This is a genomic window from Mesorhizobium sp. 1B3, assembly GCF_050958605.1.
Classification (GTDB): domain Bacteria; phylum Pseudomonadota; class Alphaproteobacteria; order Rhizobiales; family Rhizobiaceae.
Genome location: NZ_JBJHDO010000006.1, coordinates 174,415 through 196,797, shown reverse-complemented (window position 1 = coordinate 196,797; position 22,383 = coordinate 174,415). Strand labels below are relative to the sequence as shown.

Genomic DNA, 22,383 nt, shown 5'->3' with positions numbered 1-22,383 from the left:
AGTCTGGAAGAAACAGGAGGAGTTGGGAACATGAGGAAGCTTTTGGGAGTATTTGCCGGCGGGGCCGGCGCAGTCGCACTGGTCGCCGCCTTCCTTGCATCGGCGCCGAGCTCGGCCGACGACGACAAGCTCGAGCAGTTGAAGGCGCAGGGCTTTGCGCGCGTCGCAATCGCCAACGAGCCGCCCTTCACAGCCGTCGCCGCCGACGGCAAGGTCTCCGGCGCCGCGCCGGACGTGGCGCGTGAAGTCTTCAAGCGGCTTGGCGTGCCGGAGATCGTCGCTTCGATATCCGAATATGGCGCGATGATCCCCGGCCTTCAGGCGCGTCGCCACGACGTCGTGACCGCCGGCCTGTTCATGAAGCCGGAACGTTGCGCGGCGGTCGCCTATTCCGAGCCGGTTCTCTGCGACGCCGAAGCCTTCCTGCTGAAGAAGGGCAATCCGAAGGGCTTCAAGAGCTACGCCGACATCGCCAAGGATCCGTCTGCCACGATCGGCGCGCCGGGCGGCGGCACCGAGGAAAAGCTTGCGCTCGATGCCGGCGTGCCACGCGAGCGCGTGATCGTCGTTCCCGACGGCCAGAGCGGTTTGAAGATGGTCCAGGACGGGCGTATCGATGTCTATTCGCTGCCGGTCCTGTCGATCAACGACCTCGTCAAGAAGGCGAACGACCCGAACCTCGAGGTGATCGCTCCGGTGGTCGGCGCGCCCGTCTATTGCGACGGCGCCGCCTTCCGGAAAGGCGACGAGGCCCTGCGCGATGCCTTCGACGTGGAACTCGCCAAGCTGAAGGAGTCCGGCGAATTCGCGAAGATCATCGAGCCTTACGGCTTCTCTGCTGCGGCGGCGATGTCGACCACCCGCGAGAAACTCTGCGCCGCTCAGTAGCAAATGCCGTGACGTCCCGAGTTGCCGCTTACTGTCCTGCCGGACATCTCTCCTCGTGTGGCGGCGAGAGAAACACGGCCGTTTGGGTTTCGCCAGTCGCCGACGGTGGGCGATTGGCGAAGGCGAAGACGACATCGGTCTTCTCTCCGCGAGCGGCGAGAAGGTGCCGGCAGGCGGATAGGGGGCTGGCCCGAAGGGCAATCCCTATTGCCGCCGGTACAAGAACCAATCCTGCAAGCGGAAGGCATTTCACTCTATGACCCAATGGTCCGGCTATCTCGGCCTGATCCTGGACGGCGCGGTCGTGACGATCCAGCTCACGCTGATGGGCTGCGCGCTGGCCCTCGTCATGGCGTTCATAGCCGGGCTCGGAAGGCTGTCGCGCTTCTTCGTCGTGCGGTCGCTCGCGACCGCCTATATCGAATTCTTCCGCGGCACCTCCATCTTCGTCCAGTTGTTCTGGGCCTACTTCGTGCTGCCCTTCGCCGGCTTCGAGCTCACGCCTTTCCAGGCCGGCGTGCTGGCGCTCGGATTGAACGTCGGGGCCTATGGAGCCGAGGTGGTGCGCGGCGCGGTTCAATCGATCGGCAAGGAACAATATGAAGCCTGCGTGGCGCTCAATCTCGGCCGCTGGCAGTCGATGCGCCACGTCATCCTGCCGCAGGCGCTGCTTCTCATGATGCCGACCTTCGGCAACAACGCCATCGAGCTTCTCAAAGCCACGGCTGTGGTCTCGCTGATTTCGCTCACCGACATGACCTTCCAGGCGCAGGTCGTGCGCGCCCAGACCGGCAGCACGCTGGTGCCCTTCGCAACCATCCTGGTGCTCTATTTTCTCATGGCGCTCGCCATCTCCACGTCTATGCGCTGGCTGGAACGGCGCATGGCGCGGGGCATCGACGGGGTACGCGTTTAGCCATGGAGTGGGATTGGGAATTCGTCTGGCAGATCATGCCGACCCTGCTGCAGGGCGTGAAGATCACCATCCTCGCAACGGTCCTCGGCGCGGCACTTGCGGCCGTCATAGGCTTGGCGATCGCGCTTGCGCGCCGCTCGCCGAACAGGATGGTCTCGCGCAGCGTCAGCTTCTTCGCCGAGTTTATCCGCGGCACGCCGCTCCTCGTGCAGCTCTATTTCATCTTTTTCGTGCTGCCCGACATCGGCATCCTTTTGCCGCCGCTAGTGGCCGGCGTCATCGGCCTCGGCCTGCATTACGGAACCTACACGGCCGAGGTCTATCGCGCCGGCATCGAAAACGTGCCGCGCGGGCAATGGGAGGCTGCCAAAGCCTGCAATCTCAGCACGAACCAGACCTGGACGCGCATCATCCTGCCGCAGGCCATACCACCGATGATCCCCGCGCTCGCCAACTATTTCATCGCCATGTTCAAGGAGACACCGCTGCTTTCGGCCATCACCGTGCTCGAGTTGATGAACCAGGCCAAGAGCGTCGCCAACACCTACTATCGCTATGTCGAGCCGATGACGCTGGTCGGCGTGTTCTTCCTGATCATCAGCCTTTTCTCCGTCGGCCTGTTGCGCTGGCTGGAGCGCCGCTACGGAAAGATCGAACGGTAAGCCATGACGGAAATATGTCTCAACACGGCGCGGCCCCTCCTTGATGCGCGCCCGCTTCGAAAAAGGGTCGGGCTGGTCATTCTCGCGACCGACCATACGACCGAACCCGATTTCCAACGCATGGTGGCGAGCGAGCGGATCGGCGTCTATGTCGCGCGGATCTTCTATGCCAATCCGACGACGCCGGAGAACCTGCGCCGGATGCAGCCGGCCTTGACCGAAGGGGCCGCGCTGATCCTGCCCGGCGAGGATCTCGATGCGATCTGCTATTCCTGCAGCTCGGCTTCCGTCGTCATCGGCGACGAGGAGATCGCTGCCGCGATCGGGACGGCGAAGCCCGGCGTGCCCGTGGTGACGCCGACGCTCGCCGCAACGGCGGGCCTGAAAGCGCTCGGCGCGAAAAAAATCAGCATCCTCACGCCTTATACTGTCGAGACCAGCCGTCCGATGGCGGATTATTTCGCCGCGCGGGACTTCGACATAACCAGCTTCACCTGCCTCGGCTTCGAGGATGATCGCGAAATGGCGCGGATCGCACCGGCTTCCCTGGTCGAGCTTGCTCGCTCCGCAATAGCCCCCGACGCCGATGCGCTGTTCATTTCATGCACTGCGCTGCGGTCGGCTTCCGTTGCTGCCGCGATCGAGGAGGCGATCGGTCGACCGGTTGTCACCAGCAACCAGGCGACGGCGTGGAATTGCCTGCGCCTTTGCGGAGACGCCTCGCCACACCCTCGGTTCGGACGCCTGATGACGTTGCCGCTCGAGCGGAATTCGCCATGACCGCTGTCACGCTTCAGGACGTCGAGTCGGCGGCAGCCCGGATTTCTGCTCAGATCGTGCAGACGCAGACGGTGATGTCGCGCTCCCTGTCGGAAAGGATCGGCTTTCCCGTCCATCTCAAGATGGAGCATCGGCAGGCGACTGGCAGTTTCAAGCTGCGCGGCGCCTCGAATGCCGTCGCATCGCTGCCCGAAAGCACTCACGGCGTGGTCGCGGCCTCGACCGGCAATCACGGACGGGCGCTAGCCCATGCAGCCCGCCTCGAAGGCCTCCGCGCCGTTATTTGCATGTCGCGGCTGGTGCCGGGGAACAAGGTCGAGGAGATACGGCGTCTCGGCGCCGAGATCCGCATTGTCGGCAACAGCCAGGACGACGCCCAGGAGGAAGTGGAGAGGCTTGTCGAGGAAGAGGGGTTCGCCATGGTGCCGCCTTTCGATCACCCGGCCGTCATCGCCGGGCAGGGAACGCTCGGCCTGGAGATGCTCGAGGCCGTGCCTGATGTGGATACCGTCCTCGTGCCCCTGTCGGGTGGGGGGCTCGCCGCCGGCATTGCGGCGGCGGTGAAGGGGCTGCGGCCGCGGGCGAGGGTGGTCGGCGTCTCGATGGAACATGGCGCGGCGATGAAGGCAAGCCTGGACGCAGGAAAGCCGGTTCTGGTCGAAGAGGTGCCGACGCTCGCGGATTCGCTCGGCGGGGGCATCGGTCTCGATAACCGACTGACCTTTTCCATGTGCCGCAACCTCCTCGACGAAGTCGTGCTGCTGTCGGAAAGCGAGATCGCCGTCGGGATCCGCCACGCCTACGAAGCCGAACGCGAGGTTGTCGAGGGGGCAGGGGCGGTCGGCATAGGCGCGCTGCTTGCGCAGAAGATCCGGCCGGCCGGTCCGACCGTGGTGCTCGTTTCCGGCCGCAACATCGACATGGAGTTGCACCGGAAGGTCGTCTGTGGGGCGACGTCCCTGGAGGAGGAGCCGACGTCATGAGCGGGATGACGGTGATCACGGAAGCCGAATTGCGGGGGATCGTGAAGCTCGATCTGGACGCCGTCGCCTGTGTCGAGAACGCGTTCCGGGCCTTGGCGACGCTGCCCGTCGCTATGCCGCCGATCATGCGGCTCGACATCCCGGAACATCGCGGCGAGGTCGATGTGAAGACGGCTTATGTGCCGGGCCTCGATGGTTTTGCCGTGAAGATCAGTTCAGGCTTCTTCGATAATCCGAAGCTGGGCCTTCCCAGCGGCAACGGCATGATGATGCTCCTGTCCTCCAGGACGGGCGTCGTCGAGGCGGTTCTGCTCGACAATGGCTATTTGACCGACGTGCGGACCGCCGCGGCCGGCGCCGTGGCGGCAAAGTACCTGTCGCGAGAGGATGCCTCCGTTGCGGCCATCTTCGGCGCGGGTCTGCAGGCGCGGCTTCAGCTCGAGGCGCTGACGCTGGTACGCCCCATCGGGCAGGCGCGAATCTGGGCGCGGGACCTGAAGAAGGCTGCGACCGCGGCCGCTGAGCTGCGCGAGAAACTGGGAATTGCCGTCGAGGCCGCAACCGATCCTGGTCGCGCCGCTGCGGGGGCGGACATCGTGGTGACGACCACCCCATCGGAAAAGCCGCTTCTCCACGCGGTCGAGGCCGGCCAGCACGTGACGGCCATGGGGTCTGATGCCGAGCACAAGAACGAGATCGCACCGGCCGTCGTCAAGCGGGCCGACCTCTACGTGGCCGACAGCGTGAAACAGACGAGGCGGCTCGGCGAACTGCATCATGCCATCGCGGCCGGACTGATGCCGGCCGAAGCCGACGTCACCGAACTCGGCCAGGTGATAGCCGGATTGCGGCCAGGCCGCCTTGCCGCCAACGAAGTCACGCTGGCCGACCTCACCGGAACCGGGGTGCAGGACACCGCGATCGCCACGCTGGCGCGCGACCGGTCGAAAGCCGCCGGTGCCGGCACGACTTTTCAGAACTAGCCGCCGCAAGGCGGGAAACGAGGCCCCCCGAAATGACCATGCCCAATCTCAGATTCACGCGCGAGGAATATGCGGACCGCCTCGCCAAGACCCGGCGCGCCATGGCGGCGAAAGGCATCGAGCTGCTGATCGTCAGCGACCCCTCGAACATGGCATGGCTGACCGGTTATGACGGCTGGTCATTCTACGTCCACCAGGCTGTCATCGTGCCGCCGGACGGGGAGCCGGTCTGGTTCGGCCGTGGCCAGGATGCGGCAGGCGCTAGGCGCACGGCCTACCTCGCCCAGGACAACATCGTCGGCTACGCCGACCACTACGTGCAGTCGACCGAGCGGCATCCCATGGACTATCTGTCCGAGGTACTCGCCAATCGCGGGTGGAGCAGGCTGTCCATCGGCGTCGAGATGGACAACTACTGGTTTTCCGCGGCGGCTTTCGCATCCCTCCAGAGACATCTGCCCAACGTCCGCTTCAGCGACGCCACAGCATTGGTCAACTGGCAGCGCGCCGTGAAGAGCCAGACAGAGATCGACTACATGCGCAAGGCGGCGCGGATCGTGGAAGCCATGCACGCCCGCATCGTCGACAAGGTCGAGGTCGGCATGCGCAAATGCGATCTCGTTGCCGAAATCTACGATGCCGGCACGCGTGGCGTGGATGGGATCGGCGGGGACTATCCGGCGATCGTGCCGCTTCTGCCGTCGGGAGCCGACGCCTCCGCGCCGCACCTCACCTGGGACGACAAGCCGATGCGGGCGAACGAGGGCACCTTCTTCGAAATCGCCGGATGCTACAATCGCTACCATTGCCCGCTGTCGCGCACCGTCTTCCTGGGCAAGCCGACCCAGGCTTTTCTCGATGCCGAGAAGGCGACGCTGGAAGGCATGGAGGCCGGCCTGGCCGCGGCGAAACCCGGCAACACCTGCGAGGACATCGCCAATGCCTTCTTCGCGGTTCTGAAGAAATACGGCATCGTCAAGGACAACCGCACCGGCTATCCGATCGGCCTTTCCTATCCGCCGGACTGGGGCGAGCGGACCATGAGCTTGAGGCCCGGCGACCGCACGGAATTGAAGCCCGGCATGACCTTCCATTTCATGACGGGCCTATGGCTCGAGACGATGGGGCTCGAGATCACCGAGAGCATCCTGATCACCGAAACCGGTGTCGAATGCCTGGCCAACGTGCCGCGCCAGCTCTTCGTGAAGAACTGAGGCGATGATGTCGGCAAAGTCGCTTCGTCCGTCGCCGGTCGCGCCGACCGTCGATCTCGAACGGGAGGGCAAACGGCATGGCTTCCTGCGGCTTCCCTACAGCCGCGACGATTCCGCCTGGGGGTCTGTCATGATCCCCATCGCCGTCGTCAGAAACGGCAGCGGCCCCGTTGCTTTGCTCACGGGCGGCAACCATGGCGACGAATATGAGGGTCCGCTCGCGCTCTTCGACCTTGCCCGGACGCTGGATCCCCGACAGGTATCCGGCACGGTCATCATCGTGCCGGCGATGAACTATCCGGCCTTCCGAACTGGAACACGGACTTCGCCGATCGACAAAGGCAACATGAACCGCACCTTCCCCGGCCGGCCCGACGGAACCGTGACCGAGAAGATCGCCGACTACTTTCAGCGGGAACTCCTGCCGCGCGCCGACATCGTGCTCGATTTCCATTCCGGCGGCAGAACGCTCGATTTCGTGCCGTTTTGCGCGGCGCATATTCTTCCCGACAAGGCACAGGAGGCGAAAGCCTTCGCGGCGGTCGAGGCTTTCTCTGCGCCCTATTCCATGTCGATGCTGGAGATCGATGCCGTCGGCATGTTCGACACGGCGGCGGAAGAGATGGGCAAGGTATTCGTGACTACCGAACTCGGCGGCGGCGGAACGTCCCGTGCCGAGACGGTGCGGATCGCGCGCCGCGGTGCAGCCAACCTGCTGCGTCATGCAGGCATTCTGGAAGGCGAGGTCGAAAGGGAGCGGACACGCTGGCTCGACATGCCGTCGGGCGACTGTTTCTCCTTTGCGGAACATGATGGGATGATCGAGCCCATGGTGGATCTCGGCGGCGCGGTGGAGCGGGGGGAGGTCGTCGCGCGCATTCACGACATAACCCGCACCGGCGGCGAGCCACACGAGATCCGTGCCAAGCTTTCCGGGATGCTCGCCGCCCGCCATTTCCCCGGTCTGGTGAAGGCCGGCGATTGCGCGGCGGTGGTTGCGGTGATGCTCGATTGAAATCATCACTGGCGTGATGGATGACGGCACCGTGGCGCTGCCGTCGGCGGGACGGCTGAACGACAGTGGGCGGGTGAGGAGACGTAGTCGATGAACGCCCCAGCCCGTCCGCCCGTTTCAGTAGACATTGACGGCTCTTATGCCTGGCTTCGTCTTGCGGTTTCGGTGCTTCTGGCCACGATCGGCGGCGCCGGCATGTGGGCGGTTGTGGTCGTGCTGCCGGCGGTGCAGGAGGAATTCGGCGTCGACAGGGCCGATGCGACGCTACCCTACACGGCGACCATGGTCGGCTTCGCACTGGGCAATGTCTTCATGGGCCGGGCCGTCGATCGCTACGGCTACTGGCTGCCCGCGCTTGTCTCCTCGATCATGCTGGCGGGCGGTTTCCTGCTCGCTGCCCGGGCGTCGTCGATCACCGAATTCGGCATCGTCCAGGGCGTGTTGATCGGCACCGGCTGCTCGGCCATCTTCGGGCCGCTGATCGCCGACATCTCGCATTGGTTCGATCGCCGCCGCGGCCTCGCCGTGTCGTTGGCTGCATCGGGCAATTATCTGGCAGGAGCCGTATGGCCCGCCATCATGCCTTTCATCATGGCGGGCGGGGGCTGGCGCTTCACCTATGCGGCCATCGGCATCATCTGCCTGGTGACGATGGTGCCGCTGGTGCTGTTGCTGCGCCGCGCCGCTCCCATCGGCAAGACATCCGAGGCTGGTGTCCACCATGCTCCGCGCGTCATGCCATTCTCGCCGTCGGCCTTGCAGGGGCTGCTGATTGTCGCCGGCCTGAGCTGCTGCGTGGCCATGTCGATGCCGCAAGTCCACATCGTCGCTTATTGCATGGACCTTGGTTACGGCGTCGCACGCGGCTCGGAGATGCTGTCGATCATGCTGGCCGGCGGCGTCGTAAGCCGCATCGCGTCGGGTTTCATCGCCGACAGGATAGGCGCCGTGAAGACGTTGCTCATCGGATCGGCGCTGCAGGGCCTGTCTCTACTCTTCTACATCCCCTTCGACGGCCTTGCCTCGCTTTATGTCGTCTCTCTCGTCTTCGGGCTGTCGCAGGGCGGCATCGTGCCATGCTACGCGATCATCGTTCGCCAATATATGCCCGCCGCCGAGGCCGGCCGGCGCATCGGCCTTGTGATGATGGCGACGATCGTGGGCATGGCTTTGGGAGGCTGGATGTCGGGCTGGATCTATGACCAGACAGGCTCCTATGCGATCGCTTTCCTGAATGGCGTCGTCTGGAACGTGCTCAATCTCGCGGCGATCCTGCTCCTGTTCTGGCGCTCGCGTCCGACCCGCCCGGTTTTCGCGTAGGGTGGCGCGAGATTTGCGTTGACGCGTGGCATCGCCATCGAAGCATCGTGCCCGATGTGACCGAAACGATTGCTAAGATCCGGCCGCCGCCATATTGATGCTTTCGCCGACAAAGGCCGTCATCGAAACGGCGATTCCGCAGGACGACAATGTTGCGTTTTCTGTTCCGCCTCCTGGCCACGATCTCGCTGGCGATCGCTGTCGTCATGGCGGTGCTCGATGCGACACGCACCGTCGCGGCTTCGGCGCTGGTGATGACACCCCTCGTTGAAAGCTGGCTCGCGGTATCGCCGGACACGCTGGCGGCTGCCCGGAAGTTCACGGAGACGACGCTGCATCCGTTGCTGTGGGACCCGGTGATTGCCGGCATATTGCGGATGCCGGGCTTTGCCGTGTTTGGGGCGCTTGCATTGATCCTCTACGTGATCGGCCACCAGCCTGCGAGAAGGGCTGGACGTTTCGCGCCCGAAAGCTGAGGGCTCGGCCTCGCCGATCCCCGGATAAGACGAAGGGAGACTGCGCTATGTTTTTCCTGAGTGACATGCTGAACAGGAAGCTGCAGCTTCCCAAACCCGAGGAGGCGCTACCCGGCCGCGACCGCCCGATGCCGACTGCGTCAGAGCACTATGTCTCGAAACGGCCGTTGAAAGGTCCCTATCCCGACGGGCTCGAAACGGCGATGTTCGGCATGGGGTGCTTCTGGGGGGCGGAGCGCGTGTTCTGGCAAACCGAGGGCGTCTGGGTCACAGCGGTCGGTTATGCCGGCGGCTTCACGCCGAACCCGACCTATCAGGAAACGTGCACGGGCCTGACAGGTCATGCCGAAGTGGTTCTTGTCGTCTACGATCCCAAGATCGTGTCCTATCCCGATCTCCTGAAGATTTTCTGGGAAAGCCATGATCCGACGCAGGGTATGCGCCAAGGCAACGATGTCGGCACCACCTACCGGTCGGCGATCTACACGTTCGGACAAGCGGAGCACCAGGCGGCGCGTGCTTCGCGCGATGCTTACGAGACCGAGCTCCTTAAGGCCGGCCGCGGCCGAATCACTACGGAAATCGAGCCTACCCCCGTCTTCTACTTCGCGGAAGAAGATCACCAGCAGTATCTGGCCAAGAACCCCTATGGTTATTGCGGTCTGAAAGGCACCGGCGTTTCTTGTGCGATTCCGGAGTCGGCAGGAGCATGAGCAAGCGCGGTGCGTCGGTTTCTGAGCCGGGCGAAAAAGCCTTTTTGCTCAAGCAAGTGTCCCGACGGCTTTCCGACTAAAATTTGTGGCAAAGAAGAAACTGAGCAGGTGAAGCGTGGGGGAAGCCACGCTTCACCTGCTTAGATTACAGAACGTCGATCCACCTTTTCCGACAGGCCAAGATTCCGCGTGAATTTTGTTCGGCGGCGTGCAACATTGAACGCCATGAGCGGGGGAGAAAACCCTGCCATGGCCGCCGGCTAGCTGGGTATCGAGGCGGGCGCGGACGGCGTCCAACGGAAGACAACCGACAGGGTGTGGATCACATGAAGCGTATCGTACTCGGCCTTTTGGCCGCAACCGCAATGTCCGTCTCGGCATTCGCCGCGGACGTCAAGCCGGCGATCATCTACGATCTCGGCGGCAAGTTCGACAAATCCTTCAACGAAGCCGCGTTCAACGGCGCCGAGAAATTCAAGACCGAAACCGGCATCGAATACCGCGACTTCGAAATCCAGAACGACGCCCAGCGTGAGCAGGCGCTGCGCAAGTTCGCCGAGGACGGCAACAATCCGATCGTCGTCGTCGGGTTCTCCTGGGCACCGGCGTTGCAGAAGGCCGCGCCCGAGTTCCCCGACACCAAGTTCGCGATCATCGATACGAGTGTGGACGGGCCGAATATCCGCTCGATCGAATTCAAGGAGCATGAGGGCTCCTACCTCGTCGGTGTGCTTGCAGCGATGGCTTCGACATCCAAGAAGGTCGGCTTCGTCGGCGGCATGGATATTCCGCTGATCCGTAAGTTCGGCTGCGGTTATGTCGGCGGCGCCAAGGCGGCCGGCGCGACCGACGTCATCCAGAACATGACCGGCGACACGCCGGCGGCCTGGAACGACCCGACCAAGGGGGGCGAGATCGCCAAGTCGCAGATCGATCAGGGCGCGGATGTCATCTATGCAGCGGCCGGCGGCACCGGCGTCGGTGTGCTCCAGGCGGCGGCCGATGCGGGCAAGCTCGGGATCGGCGTCGATTCCAACCAGAACGGCCTGCAGCCCGGCAAGGTGCTGACCTCGATGCTGAAACGCGTCGACGTCGCCGTCTACAATGCGTTCAGCGATGCAAAGAACGATAAGTTCGAAGCCGGCAAGTACCATCTCGGGCTCGCCGAGGATGGCGTGGACTATGCCATGGACGAGCACAACAAGTCGCTCGTCACCGACGAGATGAAGGCGGCGGCGGAGAAGACCAAGGCCGACATCATCGCGGGAACCATCAAGGTCCACGATTACATGTCGGACAACGCCTGCCCATACTGATCTCAGGCAGGATACGCATGGAACCGCCGGCCCTAGAGCCGGCGGTTTCATTTCCGCCAGGAGGAGCATTGGCAGCCAAGCGGATCACTTGGCGCCGCACAAATGCGGCACAGGGGAAGACGCCGATTGTGACCGAGAACAAGATCTTGCGGATTGCCGCCATCGTCGTGCTGCTCCTGGCCGGCGTCTTCGCCGGTACTCAACTCGGCAAGATCGCGCCGCTGGTCGAGTGGTATCGCAACGACCTCGGCTTCTCCCTGGTGCTGATCGGCTGGCTGACGTCGATGATCGCCATCTTCGTCGCCCTTGTGGCTTTGCCCGCCGGCTGGGCCATCGAACTTGCCGGTATGCGGCGAAGCTTCGTCCTGGCATCCATGCTCCTGGTGGCCGGGGGCCTTGCCCTGGCCGTGCTCCAGGCGCCGACGGCCATACTTCTGGCGCGGATGGTGGAAGGCGTCGGCTATCTCGTCCTGGTCATCGCGATTCCCGCCATAGCGAGTGCCGTCGCTTTGCCGTCATGGCGGGCGCCGGTGCTTGCCGCCTGGGGTGGATTCGTACCGGTTGGGTTTGCCGCGGCGGATTTCCTGGCCGGCTGGGTTCTGCCGGCCGGACCGCAGATTTATCTGCTCTCGGCGACCGTCATCTTCGCGATTCTTGCCGGCATCGCGGCGGCGCTTCTTGCCCGCGTGCGGGACTGGCGGGAAGAGAAGGGTTCGTCCTCGGCCACAGCCACGGGCGATTCCTTCAGGGCAACGCTCAGCGGTCCGGTCATCCTGGTGGCTGTGGCCTTCGGCATCTATGTCGTCCTTTCCGTCGGCTTCTTCACCTTTATGCCCGCCTTCATCGCCAGCGGACGTTCGACCATCCTGTTCTCGGCCGGCATTGTGGCTCTGCTGGTTCCACTGGGAAACTTTGCGACCAGCGTGCTCGTCCGGGGGCGCGACGGACGCTTTGCGGCCATGCTCGCGGCCGGGGGCTTCGGGGTGACCGCGGCCGTGGCGGTCCCGGCCTTCGCCGCGGATGCAGCCATGCTGGCGACGGCTGCGATCATCCTCCTTGCCGTTTCGGGCGGTGTCACGGCGTCGGCCCTCTTCGCCAGCGTTCCCTTCATCGTGCCGCGCGCCGGTTCGGCCTCGGTGGCGATCGGGCTGATCGCGCAGACTGGAGGCTTCGCCACCGTCTTCGGACCGCCCCTTGCGGGTCATGTCATCGATGATCATGCATGGACTGGCTTTGGCTGGTTCATGGCCGCCTGGGCCGTGATCGGCATTGCGATCCTGACGCCTCTCCTCCTTCCGCGGCGTAGCGAGGTCGCTCGAGGCAAGCCTTTGTGAGCCTCACCAAAACCGGGCAGTCGCCAACCCTGCCAAGTAGCCTGCGACGCATGCGATGACCAGCAAGACGGTGATCTTCGGCGTGCTGAAGCCGGCGGCCCCGACGTCCGGCCTGGTCATGGTGGCAGGGGCGTGTCTGGCGGTGCGCATCTGCGGCAGTTCCCCGATGCGCGTCGCTATCGCGCGCCAGAATCCGGGCTCCACGGCGCGAGCCGGATTGAGGTCGAGCAGGTGCATGCGCTCGGCAACCCGCAACACGGCGTCGCGGAAGGCGGGATCGATCTCGAGATCGCGTTCCGCCCGCTGCCGATCGCCCTCCTCCATCAGGCCCAGCACGTAATTGCCGGCCCGCGCCATGAGGTCTGCCTCCCGCGTCATGGTCCTCCCCCAATTTTCGCATCGAATGTCCCAATTCCGATGCCCTGTCCCGGCCGCGACAATTACCAGTGCGGCGGTTTCGTCACCTCATGCGCCGGAGCGCTCTGCTCCTCCAGGGCCAGGAACCTGTCGGTAAGCGCATCGAGCTTCTTTTGCAGCCTTTCGATCACCTTCCATTGCTCGGCGATCTCGCCGGACAGTTCCTCGATGATCCTTTCTTGTTCGGCCGTGCGGATCTCCAGCGTCGTGAGGCGGTCTGCGGAAGAACTCATGAGCAGCACCTCCAAAGGGCAGCAAATGTCATGCCTAACGCATGTCTCCCGAAAGTGTGCAGCGGCTTCGGGAAAAAAGACATGCGCAAATCAAGAACCTACAGCGCGTCGCGTGAATCCTTTTTCACGCGACGCGCTGTAGGTCTTTGTTCGAAATTGACAAGCGGGAGGGGTTTTGTCGAGAGTGACCGGAAGGGCCGCGCCAATTGGCAAGGGGAAGGCGGCGTGCTACGTCATTTGACCAAACGATAAAAAATGGGAGCGGGGCCGACGCATGGCTGAGGCTGCGATCGAGCTTATCGGCATCAACAAAAGCTTCGGAGTGGTGCATGCCAACCGGGACATCCATCTGGAGATTCCGCGTGGCACCATCCACGGCATAATCGGTGAGAACGGCGCTGGCAAGTCCACGCTGATGTCGATTCTCTACGGCTTTTACCAGGCCGACAGCGGCGAGATAAAGGTCGGCGGCAAGCCGACGGCGATCAAGGTGCCCAATGACGCGATAGCGGTCGGAATCGGCATGGTGCACCAGCATTTCATGCTGGTCGAGAACTTCACCGTGTTGGAGAACGTCATCCTGGGCGCGGAAGGGGAGGCTCTTCTGAAGAGCTCCATCGCCAAGGCCCGCTCGGAGCTGCAGCGTCTGGAACGCGAATACGGCCTCGAGGTCAATCCGGACGCCATCATCGAGGAGCTTCCCGTCGGCCTGCAGCAGCGCGTGGAGATCCTCAAGGCGCTTTATCGTGGCGCGGAGATCCTCATCCTCGACGAGCCGACGGGCGTTCTGACGCCAGCCGAGGCCGACCATCTGTTCCGCATCCTTCGCCAGTTGAAGGAGCAGGGAAAGACGGTGGTGCTGATCACCCACAAATTGCGCGAGATCATGGCCATCACCGACAATGTGTCGGTGATGCGGCAGGGTGCAATGGTGGCGACCCGCCAGACCGCCAAGACCACGGTCGAGGAGCTCGCAGAGCTCATGGTCGGCCGCAGGGTCCTTCTGCGGGTGGAAAAGGGCGAGGCGCGCCCCGGCGCCGTCAAGCTCGCCGTCGATGGCCTGACGGTCGAGGATTCGCGCGGCGTCACCATGGTGAAGGACGTGTCCTTCGACGTGCGGGGCGGCGAGATCGTCGGCATTGCCGGCGTTGCCGGCAATGGCCAGTCCGAGCTGATCGAGGCGATCTCCGGCATCCGCAGGGCCGTTTCGGGCACGATCCTGCTTGACGGCAAGCCGATCGAGGTCGCAGGCCGTGCCGATCCGGGCGAGTTGCGCGATCGAGGTCTCGCCCATGTCCCGGAAGACCGCCATCATGTCGGGCTGGTGCTGGCTTTCGAAGAGCGGGAGAACTCCATCCTCGGCTATCACGATGATCCGAAATATCTGAGGGGACCGTTCCTCAATGCCGAGGCGATCCTCGCCGACGCCAAGGAGAAGATCGAGAAATACGATATCCGCCCCAGCAGCCCACGCCTCAAGACGGCCAATTTCTCAGGTGGCAACCAGCAGAAGATCGTGCTCGCTCGCGAGATGGAAACAGACCCTGGCGTCCTGGTCGTCGGACAACCGACACGCGGCGTCGATGTCGGAGCCATCGAATTCATCCACAAACGGCTGATCGCTATGCGCGACCAGGGCAAGGCGGTGCTGCTGGTGTCGGTCGAGCTCGATGAGATCCGCTCGCTCTCCGACCGCATCCTCGTGATGTTCGATGGTCGTATCGTCGGCGAGCGCGCGGCCGATGCGACCGAGGGGGAATTGGGTCTGCTGATGGCCGGAGTGGAACCTCGGGAGGCCGCCGAATGAGCACGCCTTACGCCAAGCTGCCGGCCTGGGCCGACTATGGCCTGATCCCGCTGATCAACCTCGCTGTGGCCTTCATCGTCGCGGGACTTGTAGTGCTTCTGGTCGGCGAGAACCCGCTGCGCGCCGCCGTCATTCTATTCGAAGGCGCTTTCGGCAGCGGCCAGAACATCGCCTATACCTTGTTCTACGCGACCAATTTCATCTTCACCGGCCTTGCCGTGGCGGTCGCCTTCCATGCCGGCCTGTTCAACATCGGCGGCGAGGGGCAGGCCTATATCAGCGGGCTGGGCGTAGGTCTGGTGGCGCTGAGCTTCGACGCCGTCTTCCCATGGTGGCTCACCTTCCCGATCGCCATTGTCGGCGCGGCCGCGACCGGGGCGCTGTGGGCGCTGATCCCGGCTTATCTGCAGGCCAAGCGCGGCTCGCACATCGTCATCACCACGATCATGTTCAACTTCATCGCCGCCAGCGTCATGGTCTACATGCTGGTGGACGTTTTGAAGCCGGCCGGCTCGCAAGCGCCGCAGACGCGCGACTTCCTGGCCGGCGCGCAACTGCCGAAGCTCAACTGGATGCTTGAAGCGCTCGGAATGTCGGTGCGCTCGGCGCCGCTCAACATCGCCTTTCTCCTGGCGCTCGTCATGGCGGTCCTTGTCTGGGCGCTGATCTGGCGCACCAGGCTCGGCTACGAGATCCGCACTTTCGGCTTCAGCCCGAAGGCGGCCCGGTATGCCGGCATCAGCGAGACCAAGATCATCATCGTCACCATGGTCATCTCGGGGGCTCTCGCCGGCATGATGGCGCTGAACCCGATCCTCGGCGACCAGCATCGCGTCGCCCTTGACTTCGTGTCGGGTGCCGGTTTCGTGGGCATCGCCGTAGCATTGATGGGACGCTCCCATCCCCTAGGCATCGTGCCGGCGGCGATCCTCTTCGGCATGCTCTACCAGGGCGGCGCCGAACTCGCCTTCGAGATGCCCAACATCAGCCGCGACATGATCGTCATCATCCAGGGTCTGGTCATCCTGTTCGCCGGGGCGCTGGAAAACATGTTTCGGCCGGCCGTCCAGACGGCTTTCGCCTCCCTCAGCCCGCGATCGGTGGGTATGCCGGCGGTGAAGGGAAGGGGCGCGTAGCATGGATGTCCTGGTCCAACTTCTCGACGCCACCATCCGGGTGTCGGTGCCGCTGTTGCTCGCCTGCCTTGCCGGGCTCTATTCGGAACGCGCCGGTATTTTCGACATAGGGCTCGAGGGCAAGATGCTGGCCGGCGCCTTCATCGGCGCGTCGGCCGCCGCCGTCACAGGCTCGGCCTGGCTGGGGCTCCTGGCGGCCATCCTCATCGCCACCTTCTTCGCGCTGGTCCACGGCTTCGCCTCGATCACCCATCGCGGCAACCAGATCGTCTCCGGCGTTGCCATCAACTTCATCGCTGCGGGATCGACCATCATCCTCGGGCAGGCCTGGTTCAGGCAGGGGGGGCGCACGCCGCCCCTGAGCGGCCCCGCCCGCTTCGAGGCGATCACGCTGCCTGGCGCCGAGGCGCTGCGCGGCGTGCCGGTCGTCGGCACGATCTATTCCGAGCTCATCTCCGGCCATTCGCTTCTGGTTTATATCGCCTTCCTGATGGTGCCCTTCACTTGGTGGGTGCTGTTCCGCACCCGTTTCGGCCTGAGGCTCCGGGCCGTCGGTGAGAACCCGGCGGCGGTCGACACGGCCGGCATCTCCGTGGCATGGCTGCGCTACCGCGCCGTGATCTGCACCGGCATCCTGACAGGTGTCGCAGGCGCCTATCTGGCCGTCGCGCAGAATGCCGGCTTCGTGAAGGACATGACCGCCGGCAAGGGCTTCATCGCGCTTGCGGCGCTCATCTTCTCAAAATGGCGGCCGGTGCCGGCGATGTTCGCCTGCCTGCTCTTCGGCTTCCTGGAGGCCGCGTCCATTCGTTTCCAGGGCATGCCCTGGCCGGTCATCGGTAAGGTGCCCGTACAGCTCATCAATGCGCTGCCCTTCATCCTCACGGTCATCCTGCTCGCCGGCTTCATCGGCAAGGCGATTCCGCCGCGCGCCGGCGGCGTGCCCTATGTGAAGGAGCGCTGAGCTGTCACGCGATCTCTTCGAGGCGGCCCGTGCCGCCATGGCCAAGGCCTATGCGCCCTATTCCAAGTTCCCCGTCGGTGCCGCGCTGCGCACGGAGGACGGCCGCATCTATTCCGGCTGCAACATCGAAGTCGCTTCCTATCCCGAGGGCTGGTGCGCAGAGACGACGGCTCTCGGCCATTACGTCATGGGCGGTGGCGGCAAGATCACGGAGATTGCGGTCGTGGCGGAACGGATGGCGCGCGTCACCCCGTGCGGCGGCTGTCGGCAACGGCTGGCGGAGTTCGCCGGCGCCGACGCGAAGCTCTATCTCTGCGACGAGACCGGGGTCGTCGAAACCGTGCCCATGGGCGCGATGCTGCCCTATGGCTTCGAAGGCGAGGTCCTGAAATGAAGGAAGCGATCGACAGGCTCGTCGAAAGGCTGGAGGGGCTGGCTCCAAAGACGGCTCTGGTCCTCGGTTCCGGCCTGGGCGGCCTGGTCGACGAGGTCGAGGGAGCCGAGCGCATTCCCTATTCGGAATTGCCCGGCTTTCCCCTAAGTGGCGTTACCGGCCATGCGGGTGCGGTCGTGGCAGGCCGCTTTGCCGGCGCGCCGATCCTGATGCTCGCGGGTCGCGCGCATTATTACGAGCATGGAAACGCCGCGGCCATGCGGCCGGCGCTGGAGGTGCTGGCGGGCATCGGCATCGACAAGCTGATCCTGACCAACGCCGCCGGCTCGCTGGAGCCCGAGATGCCGCCCGGCTCGATCATGCTCCTGACCGACCACATCAACTTCTCCGGTTCCAACCCGCTCTTCGACGAGCCGACCGATCGGCGCTTCGTCGGCCTGACGGAGGCTTATGACTTGACGATGCGGGCCGCGTTCGAGCGCGCTGCCGAGGCCACGGGAACGGAGCTTCACAAGGGCGTCTATATGTGGTTTTCCGGACCGTCCTTCGAGACGCCGGCGGAGATTCGCATGGCGCGCCTTCTCGGCGCGAACGCGGTGGGCATGTCGACCGTTCCCGAAGTGATTCTTGCCCGTTTTCTCGGCCTGCGGGTCTCCGCTTGCTCGGTCATCACCAATCTAGCGGCCGGCATGACCGGGGCGGAGCTCTCGCACCAGGAAACCAAGGACATGGCTCCGCTGGGTGGCGCCCGCCTCGCCACGGTTCTGCGCAAAATCTTCGCCGACGGCATGCTGGACTGATGCATGTCGCCCAAAAGTGTGCAGCGGTTTGGGCTTAACGACATGCCTAAAAAACAACAGCATAAAGCATATCGCGCGAATCCCAATTCGCGCGATATGCTTTAGGTCTGCCGTCATGCTCCCTCAGGAAACCATCCGCAGGAAGCGCGACGGCGAGCATCTCACTGCCGCGGAGATCGCGGAGTTCGTTGCCGGCATCGCTCCGGGGCGTATCACCGAAGGCCAGATGGCCGCGCTTGCCATGGCCGTCTTCTTCAACGGCATGAGCCGGGACGAGGCGGTGGCGCTGACACTCGCTATGCGCGATTCCGGCGACGTGCTCGACTGGTCGGACCTGCCGGGTCCGGTGACGGACAAGCATTCGACCGGTGGCGTCGGCGACAATGTCTCGCTGATGCTCGCCCCGATCGTCGCGGCTTGCGGCGCCTATGTGCCGATGATCTCCGGCCGCGGCCTCGGCCACACCGGCGGCACGCTGGACAAGATGGATTCCATTCCCGGTTATGTGAGCCAGCCGGACAATGCCCTGTTCCGCAACACCGTTCGAACCGTCGGCTGCGCCATCATCGGCCAGACCGCCGATCTGGCGCCGGCCGACAAGCGCTTCTATGCCGTCCGCGACGTGACGGCGACTGTGGAATCCGTGCCGCTCATCACCGCCTCCATCCTGTCGAAGAAGCTGGCTGCCGGGCTCCAGTCGCTGGTGCTCGACGTGAAGCTCGGCAATGGCGCCTTCATGGCGAGATCGCGTGACGCCGCGCAGTTGGCCACGAGCCTCGTCGAGGTGGCGAATGGAGCGGGCCTGAAGACGACGGCGCTGATCACCGGCATGAACGAACCGCTGGCGTCTGCCGCCGGCAATGCGCTCGAAGTCCGCAATGCTTTGGACTTCTTGACCGGAAGAGCGCGAGATCGCCGCCTGCTCGACGTCACGCTGGCGCTGGCGGCCGAGATGCTGGTGTCGGCGGGACTGGCAGGATCGAACAGGGAAGCGATGAAGCGGGCCGTCGCAGCGCTTGACAGCGGCAAGGCGGCCGAGATCTTCGGCCGGATGGTCTCCGCACTCGGCGGGCCAGCCGATCTCGTGGAGCGCGCCGACCAGCATCTCGGCAAGACCAAGGTGGAACATGCAGCGATCGCGAAGCGGGATGGCTTCGTGACCGGCATTTCAACCCGCGATATCGGTCTTGCCGTCGTGGCATTGGGTGGCGGCCGCACGCGGCCGGAGGATGCCGTCGATCCCGCGGTGGGGGTTACGGGATTCATGCCCGTCGGTGCGGAGATCAGAGCGGGGGAACCTTTGGCGATGGTTCATGCGCGCTCGCGGGACGAGGCGGAACAGGCGGCAGCCGTCATTCGTGATGCCTATACGATCAGCGAAGCGAAACCGCCTCTACAGAAAGCAGTGATCCGTCGCGTGGCGCTACGCTGAGGCTGGCGCACCAGCCGCTACTGCACCATCACGAGCGTGCCGTTCTTGATCTCGAACTTCCCCAATCGATTGAGGAAGTTCATGCCGATCAGCGTTCCGCTGAGCGCCTTGTCCTCGAGCACCACTGCCTGGACCTTGTCGATCACGATGCGGCCGATCTGCAGATTGTCGATCGTGGCCGTGGCCGCCTTTGTCGGCCCGTTCGCCGTCTCGACCTTGTATCTGAATTCATGGGGGCGGAGCGAGATTCCGATCTTTCGGGCGGTGGAGGCGTTGATCGCGACAAGCGTGGCGCCTGTATCGATCATCGCCGGGAGCAGTCGCCCGTTCAGGCGGAAGTCGGCGGTGAAGTGACCGCGCGGATCCGCCGCGAGCTCGAACTTGCGGCCGAGCGGCGCGTTCGTGACAGGCGCGCGCGTCGATGCGATCGCCGAGACCTGCTGGCGGTCCGGTTCAGGCTCGCCGATCACCGCGCTCAGCATCGTTGCCAATGCTTCCGGATTGCTCTGATAGAGAGTCGGAACGGCTGCGGAAACCCCCGCTGAGATACCGACGATGAGAAACTTGCGCAGCATGGTCACGCCCTGAATTTCGGCTATGACACTACGCATATCCGGGTATGCGTCTGCTTAATGCGGGCGGCCGTGAAATGACCTTCGGCCAGAAAACCGAAGGATGCGTTAACAGCGGGTTAAAAGCATGTCTCCCGAAAGCGTGCAGCGGTTTCGCGAAAAAGACATGCGTAAAAGCAAGACGCTACAGCGCGTTGCGTGAAGCTTTTTTACGCGGCGCGCTGAAACGGGCTATTTGGTGCCGTACATGCGGTCGCCGGCATCGCCCAGTCCAGGCACGATATAGCCCTTCTCGTTGAGGCGATCATCGATCGCGGCGGTGAAGACGGGCACGTCCGGATGCGCCTTGGTGAAACGCTCGATGCCTTCCGGCGCTGCCAGCAAGCAGAGATAACGCATGTTCGTCGCCCCGCGCGCCTTGAGTAGGTCGATGGCCGCTATTGCCGAGTTGGCCGTGGCCAGCATGGGATCGACGACGATGACCAGCCGGTCGCCGAGATCGCTCGGCGCCTTGAAGAAATACTCCACCGCCTGCAAGGTTTCATGGTCGCGATAAAGACCTATATGGGCCACGCGCGCCGCCGGCACGAGATCGAGCAGCCCCTCCAGCAAGCCGTTGCCCGCGCGCAGCACCGAAGCGAACACCAGCTTCTTGCCCTCCAGCGTCGGCGCCTCCATCTCCTGCATCGGCGTTTCGATCCTGGTGGTGGTGAGTTCCAGGTCGCGTGTCACCTCGTAGCCGAGCAGCAGGGAGATCTCGCGCAGCAGCCGACGGAAGCCGGCGGTGGACGTTTCCTTGTTGCGCATGATCGTCAGCTTGTGCTGGACAAGCGGATGGTCGACGACGGTAACGCCCTTCATTGGGTCTTCTCCTGGAAACTTGGCGGCCGGCGCAATTCTACCGGCTGGATGCCTCGGGAAAAACGGCTTCCTCTCCTCCAACCACAATTTTGTCGGCGAAGTCCAGAGCGCCGCGCGCCCATCCGGATGCGCAAAGGGCCGCTCTGCTACTTCTCGTGCCGGCGTTCAGCGCGTTCGGGCGGGCTCCGCCAAGCGAGCGAGCAGAGCTGCCCTGGTCTTCTTGTCGACGAAGGCCGCCTCGACCGCGGTGCGCGTAATCGCGGTTAGAGATCGGTCGTCGAGGCCGAAATGCTCCTTCGCCACGTCGTATTCGCGTTTCAGCGTGGTCCAGAAATAGGGCGGGTCGTCGGAATTGAGCGTGACCCTGCAGCCGGCGTCCCTGAGCTTCATGAAGGGATGGCTTGCGTAGCTGTCGAACACCCTCAGCACCACATTGGAAACCGGGCAGCATTCCAGCACCACGCCCTGCTCGGCGATTCGTTTTACCAAATCGGCGTTCTCGATCGCCCGCACGCCGTGGCCGATGCGCGAGGGTCTGATATGGTCGAGGGCCGCCGCCACGCTTTCCCAGCCGCCGAACTCGCCAGCGTGAATGGTGATGCCGAGGCCGGCTTCCCGCGCGATCTCGAAGGCTCGAACATAGTCTTCCATGTCGCCCTGTCGCTCGTCGCCGGCAACCCCGAATCCCGTTACGAGCGGGTGACCGCAGCGCGCCGCGAAACGTGCCGCCGCCTCGATCGACTCCACGCCGAAATGACGCACGCCGGTGACGATCATGCGGCCCTCGATGCCGGTCTTGGCTTTGGCCCGCTCGATGCCTTCGCCCAGCGCAGCCGTGTAAGCGGCCGGCGAAAGCCCGGCCCTGCGGGCGTGGTCGGGCGATGTGAAGATTTCCGAATAGATCGCGCCGTCGCGCGCGAGGCTGGTAAGATAATGCTCGGCAAGCAGCACATAATCCTCTTCGCTGCGGAAGAGGTCGGCCGCGAAATCGTACGCGGCGAGGAAGCTGGTGAAATCGTGCCAGACGAACGAGCCGTCACGGATGAAGGGCGTAGGATCGGCATTGTACTTGCGGGCCTGGCGGATGACGAGGCCAGGGTCTGCCGCACCTTCGATGTGGCAGTGCAATTCCGCTTTCAAAGTCATGCGCGCCCCCGTAGTGCTTGC

At 64.1% G+C, this 22,383-nt stretch carries 24 protein-coding genes; 19 read left to right on the top strand and 5 right to left on the bottom strand.

The features are described 5' to 3' along the window. The first annotated feature begins 30 nt into the window (after positions 1–30). The 13 genes from ehuB (at position 31) to ACCO56_RS18175 (ending at position 12,600) form a co-directional block, all read left to right on the top strand. Positions 31–888, top strand: coding sequence for an ectoine/hydroxyectoine ABC transporter substrate-binding protein EhuB (gene ehuB, locus ACCO56_RS18235; protein WP_433642234.1), 858 nt, complete (start codon positions 31–33; stop codon positions 886–888). A gap of 256 nt (positions 889–1,144) precedes the next feature. Next, positions 1,145–1,804 carry an ectoine/hydroxyectoine ABC transporter permease subunit EhuC gene (ehuC, locus tag ACCO56_RS18230; RefSeq protein ID WP_433642233.1) on the top strand — a complete coding sequence of 220 codons (660 nt, stop codon included), beginning with the start codon at positions 1,145–1,147 and terminating at the stop codon, positions 1,802–1,804. A 2-nt stretch (positions 1,805–1,806) separates the two neighbouring features. Then, the gene (ehuD, locus tag ACCO56_RS18225) at positions 1,807–2,466 is read left to right on the top strand and encodes an ectoine/hydroxyectoine ABC transporter permease subunit EhuD (protein WP_433642232.1); all 660 of its coding nucleotides are present in this window, start codon (positions 1,807–1,809) and stop codon (positions 2,464–2,466) included. A gap of 3 nt (positions 2,467–2,469) precedes the next feature. Beyond that, positions 2,470–3,246, top strand: a complete 777-nt coding sequence (eutA, locus tag ACCO56_RS18220) for an ectoine utilization protein EutA (protein ID WP_433642231.1) — start codon at positions 2,470–2,472, stop codon at positions 3,244–3,246. Beyond that, complete coding sequence (gene eutB, locus ACCO56_RS18215) at positions 3,243–4,229, top strand: hydroxyectoine utilization dehydratase EutB (protein ID WP_433642230.1); 987 nt, start codon at positions 3,243–3,245, stop codon at positions 4,227–4,229. Before eutA ends, eutB begins: the two co-directional genes overlap by 4 nt. Then, positions 4,226–5,212 carry an ectoine utilization protein EutC gene (eutC, locus tag ACCO56_RS18210; RefSeq protein WP_433642229.1) on the top strand — a complete coding sequence of 329 codons (987 nt, stop codon included), beginning with the start codon at positions 4,226–4,228 and terminating at the stop codon, positions 5,210–5,212. The genes eutB and eutC overlap by 4 nt, the downstream gene beginning before the upstream one ends. 32 nt (positions 5,213–5,244) lie before the next feature. Then, positions 5,245–6,426 (top strand): ectoine hydrolase DoeA, encoded by a 1,182-nt coding sequence (gene doeA / locus ACCO56_RS18205; RefSeq protein ID WP_433642228.1) that lies wholly within the window; start codon positions 5,245–5,247, stop codon positions 6,424–6,426. A 7-nt stretch (positions 6,427–6,433) separates the two neighbouring features. Continuing rightward, a complete protein-coding gene (gene doeB / locus ACCO56_RS18200; RefSeq protein WP_433642400.1) occupies positions 6,434–7,441 on the top strand; it encodes a N(2)-acetyl-L-2,4-diaminobutanoate deacetylase DoeB in 1,008 nt (335 codons plus the stop codon). Between the two features lie 90 nt (positions 7,442–7,531). Then, entirely contained in the window at positions 7,532–8,761 is a 1,230-nt protein-coding gene (locus ACCO56_RS18195) for an MFS transporter (protein WP_433642227.1), read from the top strand. A gap of 149 nt (positions 8,762–8,910) precedes the next feature. Then, the gene (locus tag ACCO56_RS18190; protein WP_433642226.1) at positions 8,911–9,237 is read left to right on the top strand and encodes a hypothetical protein; all 327 of its coding nucleotides are present in this window, start codon (positions 8,911–8,913) and stop codon (positions 9,235–9,237) included. Positions 9,238–9,284: 47 nt separating this feature from the next. Continuing rightward, positions 9,285–9,950 carry a peptide-methionine (S)-S-oxide reductase MsrA gene (gene msrA / locus ACCO56_RS18185; RefSeq protein WP_433642225.1) on the top strand — a complete coding sequence of 222 codons (666 nt, stop codon included), beginning with the start codon at positions 9,285–9,287 and terminating at the stop codon, positions 9,948–9,950. Positions 9,951–10,276: 326 nt separating this feature from the next. After that, on the top strand, positions 10,277–11,266 hold the full coding sequence (locus tag ACCO56_RS18180; RefSeq protein WP_433642224.1) for a BMP family lipoprotein: 990 nt from the start codon (positions 10,277–10,279) through the stop codon (positions 11,264–11,266). A 68-nt stretch (positions 11,267–11,334) separates the two neighbouring features. Beyond that, positions 11,335–12,600: an MFS transporter gene (locus tag ACCO56_RS18175; protein WP_433642223.1), complete on the top strand. Its 1,266-nt coding sequence runs from the start codon at positions 11,335–11,337 to the stop codon at positions 12,598–12,600. Between the two features lie 3 nt (positions 12,601–12,603). Here ACCO56_RS18175 and ACCO56_RS18170 read toward each other — a convergent pair whose 3' ends face one another. Together ACCO56_RS18170 and ACCO56_RS18165 are read right to left on the bottom strand one after the other, a co-directional pair. After that, positions 12,604–12,978, bottom strand: a complete 375-nt coding sequence (locus ACCO56_RS18170; RefSeq protein ID WP_433642222.1) for a hypothetical protein — start codon at positions 12,976–12,978, stop codon at positions 12,604–12,606. Between the two features lie 62 nt (positions 12,979–13,040). Continuing rightward, the gene (locus ACCO56_RS18165; RefSeq protein WP_433642221.1) at positions 13,041–13,250 is read right to left on the bottom strand and encodes a SlyX family protein; all 210 of its coding nucleotides are present in this window, start codon (positions 13,248–13,250) and stop codon (positions 13,041–13,043) included. Positions 13,251–13,524: 274 nt separating this feature from the next. Between ACCO56_RS18165 and ACCO56_RS18160 the strand changes: the two genes are divergently transcribed. The 6 genes from ACCO56_RS18160 (at position 13,525) to deoA (ending at position 19,783) form a co-directional block, all read left to right on the top strand. Next, positions 13,525–15,057, top strand: coding sequence for an ABC transporter ATP-binding protein (locus ACCO56_RS18160; protein WP_433642220.1), 1,533 nt, complete (start codon positions 13,525–13,527; stop codon positions 15,055–15,057). After that, positions 15,054–16,193 carry an ABC transporter permease gene (locus ACCO56_RS18155; protein WP_433642219.1) on the top strand — a complete coding sequence of 380 codons (1,140 nt, stop codon included), beginning with the start codon at positions 15,054–15,056 and terminating at the stop codon, positions 16,191–16,193. Before ACCO56_RS18160 ends, ACCO56_RS18155 begins: the two co-directional genes overlap by 4 nt. A 1-nt stretch (position 16,194) precedes the next feature. Then, entirely contained in the window at positions 16,195–17,157 is a 963-nt protein-coding gene (locus tag ACCO56_RS18150) for an ABC transporter permease (protein WP_433642218.1), read from the top strand. A gap of 1 nt (position 17,158) precedes the next feature. After that, positions 17,159–17,551 (top strand): cytidine deaminase, encoded by a 393-nt coding sequence (gene cdd / locus ACCO56_RS18145; protein ID WP_433642399.1) that lies wholly within the window; start codon positions 17,159–17,161, stop codon positions 17,549–17,551. Further along, complete coding sequence (locus ACCO56_RS18140; protein WP_433642217.1) at positions 17,548–18,351, top strand: purine-nucleoside phosphorylase; 804 nt, start codon at positions 17,548–17,550, stop codon at positions 18,349–18,351. Before cdd ends, ACCO56_RS18140 begins: the two co-directional genes overlap by 4 nt. Positions 18,352–18,466: 115 nt before the next feature. Next, positions 18,467–19,783, top strand: a complete 1,317-nt coding sequence (gene deoA, locus ACCO56_RS18135; protein ID WP_433642216.1) for a thymidine phosphorylase — start codon at positions 18,467–18,469, stop codon at positions 19,781–19,783. Between the two features lie 17 nt (positions 19,784–19,800). On the opposite strand, the gene ACCO56_RS18130 is transcribed toward deoA, so the two are convergent. The 3 genes from ACCO56_RS18130 to ACCO56_RS18120 form a co-directional block, all read right to left on the bottom strand. Next, the gene (locus ACCO56_RS18130) at positions 19,801–20,394 is read right to left on the bottom strand and encodes a TIGR02281 family clan AA aspartic protease (RefSeq protein ID WP_433642215.1); all 594 of its coding nucleotides are present in this window, start codon (positions 20,392–20,394) and stop codon (positions 19,801–19,803) included. Positions 20,395–20,586: 192 nt separating this feature from the next. Beyond that, positions 20,587–21,216: a uracil phosphoribosyltransferase gene (upp, locus tag ACCO56_RS18125; RefSeq protein ID WP_433642214.1), complete on the bottom strand. Its 630-nt coding sequence runs from the start codon at positions 21,214–21,216 to the stop codon at positions 20,587–20,589. A gap of 165 nt (positions 21,217–21,381) precedes the next feature. Next, the gene (locus ACCO56_RS18120; protein ID WP_433642213.1) at positions 21,382–22,362 is read right to left on the bottom strand and encodes an adenosine deaminase; all 981 of its coding nucleotides are present in this window, start codon (positions 22,360–22,362) and stop codon (positions 21,382–21,384) included. Positions 22,363–22,383: the final 21 nt, after the last annotated feature.

Bases quoted from the DNA above. Each gene is read 5' to 3' on its own strand.
- deoA (WP_433642216.1), top strand. From the start codon at position 18,467: ATGCTCCCTCAGGAAACCATCCGCAGGAAGCGCGACGGCGAGCATCTC.
- ACCO56_RS18120 (WP_433642213.1), bottom strand. From the start codon at position 22,362: ATGACTTTGAAAGCGGAATTGCACTGCCACATCGAAGGTGCGGCAGAC.
- ACCO56_RS18190 (WP_433642226.1), top strand. From the start codon at position 8,911: ATGTTGCGTTTTCTGTTCCGCCTCCTGGCCACGATCTCGCTGGCGATC.
- doeB (WP_433642400.1), top strand. From the start codon at position 6,434: ATGTCGGCAAAGTCGCTTCGTCCGTCGCCGGTCGCGCCGACCGTCGAT.
- ACCO56_RS18170 (WP_433642222.1), bottom strand. From the start codon at position 12,978: ATGACGCGGGAGGCAGACCTCATGGCGCGGGCCGGCAATTACGTGCTG.
- msrA (WP_433642225.1), top strand. From the start codon at position 9,285: ATGTTTTTCCTGAGTGACATGCTGAACAGGAAGCTGCAGCTTCCCAAA.
- ACCO56_RS18130 (WP_433642215.1), bottom strand. From the start codon at position 20,394: ATGCGTAGTGTCATAGCCGAAATTCAGGGCGTGACCATGCTGCGCAAG.
- ACCO56_RS18140 (WP_433642217.1), top strand. From the start codon at position 17,548: ATGAAGGAAGCGATCGACAGGCTCGTCGAAAGGCTGGAGGGGCTGGCT.
- eutA (WP_433642231.1), top strand. From the start codon at position 2,470: ATGACGGAAATATGTCTCAACACGGCGCGGCCCCTCCTTGATGCGCGC.
- ACCO56_RS18160 (WP_433642220.1), top strand. From the start codon at position 13,525: ATGGCTGAGGCTGCGATCGAGCTTATCGGCATCAACAAAAGCTTCGGA.
- ACCO56_RS18195 (WP_433642227.1), top strand. From the start codon at position 7,532: ATGAACGCCCCAGCCCGTCCGCCCGTTTCAGTAGACATTGACGGCTCT.
- eutB (WP_433642230.1), top strand. From the start codon at position 3,243: ATGACCGCTGTCACGCTTCAGGACGTCGAGTCGGCGGCAGCCCGGATT.
- ACCO56_RS18165 (WP_433642221.1), bottom strand. From the start codon at position 13,250: ATGAGTTCTTCCGCAGACCGCCTCACGACGCTGGAGATCCGCACGGCC.
- upp (WP_433642214.1), bottom strand. From the start codon at position 21,216: ATGAAGGGCGTTACCGTCGTCGACCATCCGCTTGTCCAGCACAAGCTG.
- ehuD (WP_433642232.1), top strand. From the start codon at position 1,807: ATGGAGTGGGATTGGGAATTCGTCTGGCAGATCATGCCGACCCTGCTG.
- ACCO56_RS18180 (WP_433642224.1), top strand. From the start codon at position 10,277: ATGAAGCGTATCGTACTCGGCCTTTTGGCCGCAACCGCAATGTCCGTC.
- ACCO56_RS18155 (WP_433642219.1), top strand. From the start codon at position 15,054: ATGAGCACGCCTTACGCCAAGCTGCCGGCCTGGGCCGACTATGGCCTG.
- eutC (WP_433642229.1), top strand. From the start codon at position 4,226: ATGAGCGGGATGACGGTGATCACGGAAGCCGAATTGCGGGGGATCGTG.
- ACCO56_RS18150 (WP_433642218.1), top strand. From the start codon at position 16,195: ATGGATGTCCTGGTCCAACTTCTCGACGCCACCATCCGGGTGTCGGTG.
- doeA (WP_433642228.1), top strand. From the start codon at position 5,245: ATGACCATGCCCAATCTCAGATTCACGCGCGAGGAATATGCGGACCGC.
- ehuC (WP_433642233.1), top strand. From the start codon at position 1,145: ATGACCCAATGGTCCGGCTATCTCGGCCTGATCCTGGACGGCGCGGTC.
- ehuB (WP_433642234.1), top strand. From the start codon at position 31: ATGAGGAAGCTTTTGGGAGTATTTGCCGGCGGGGCCGGCGCAGTCGCA.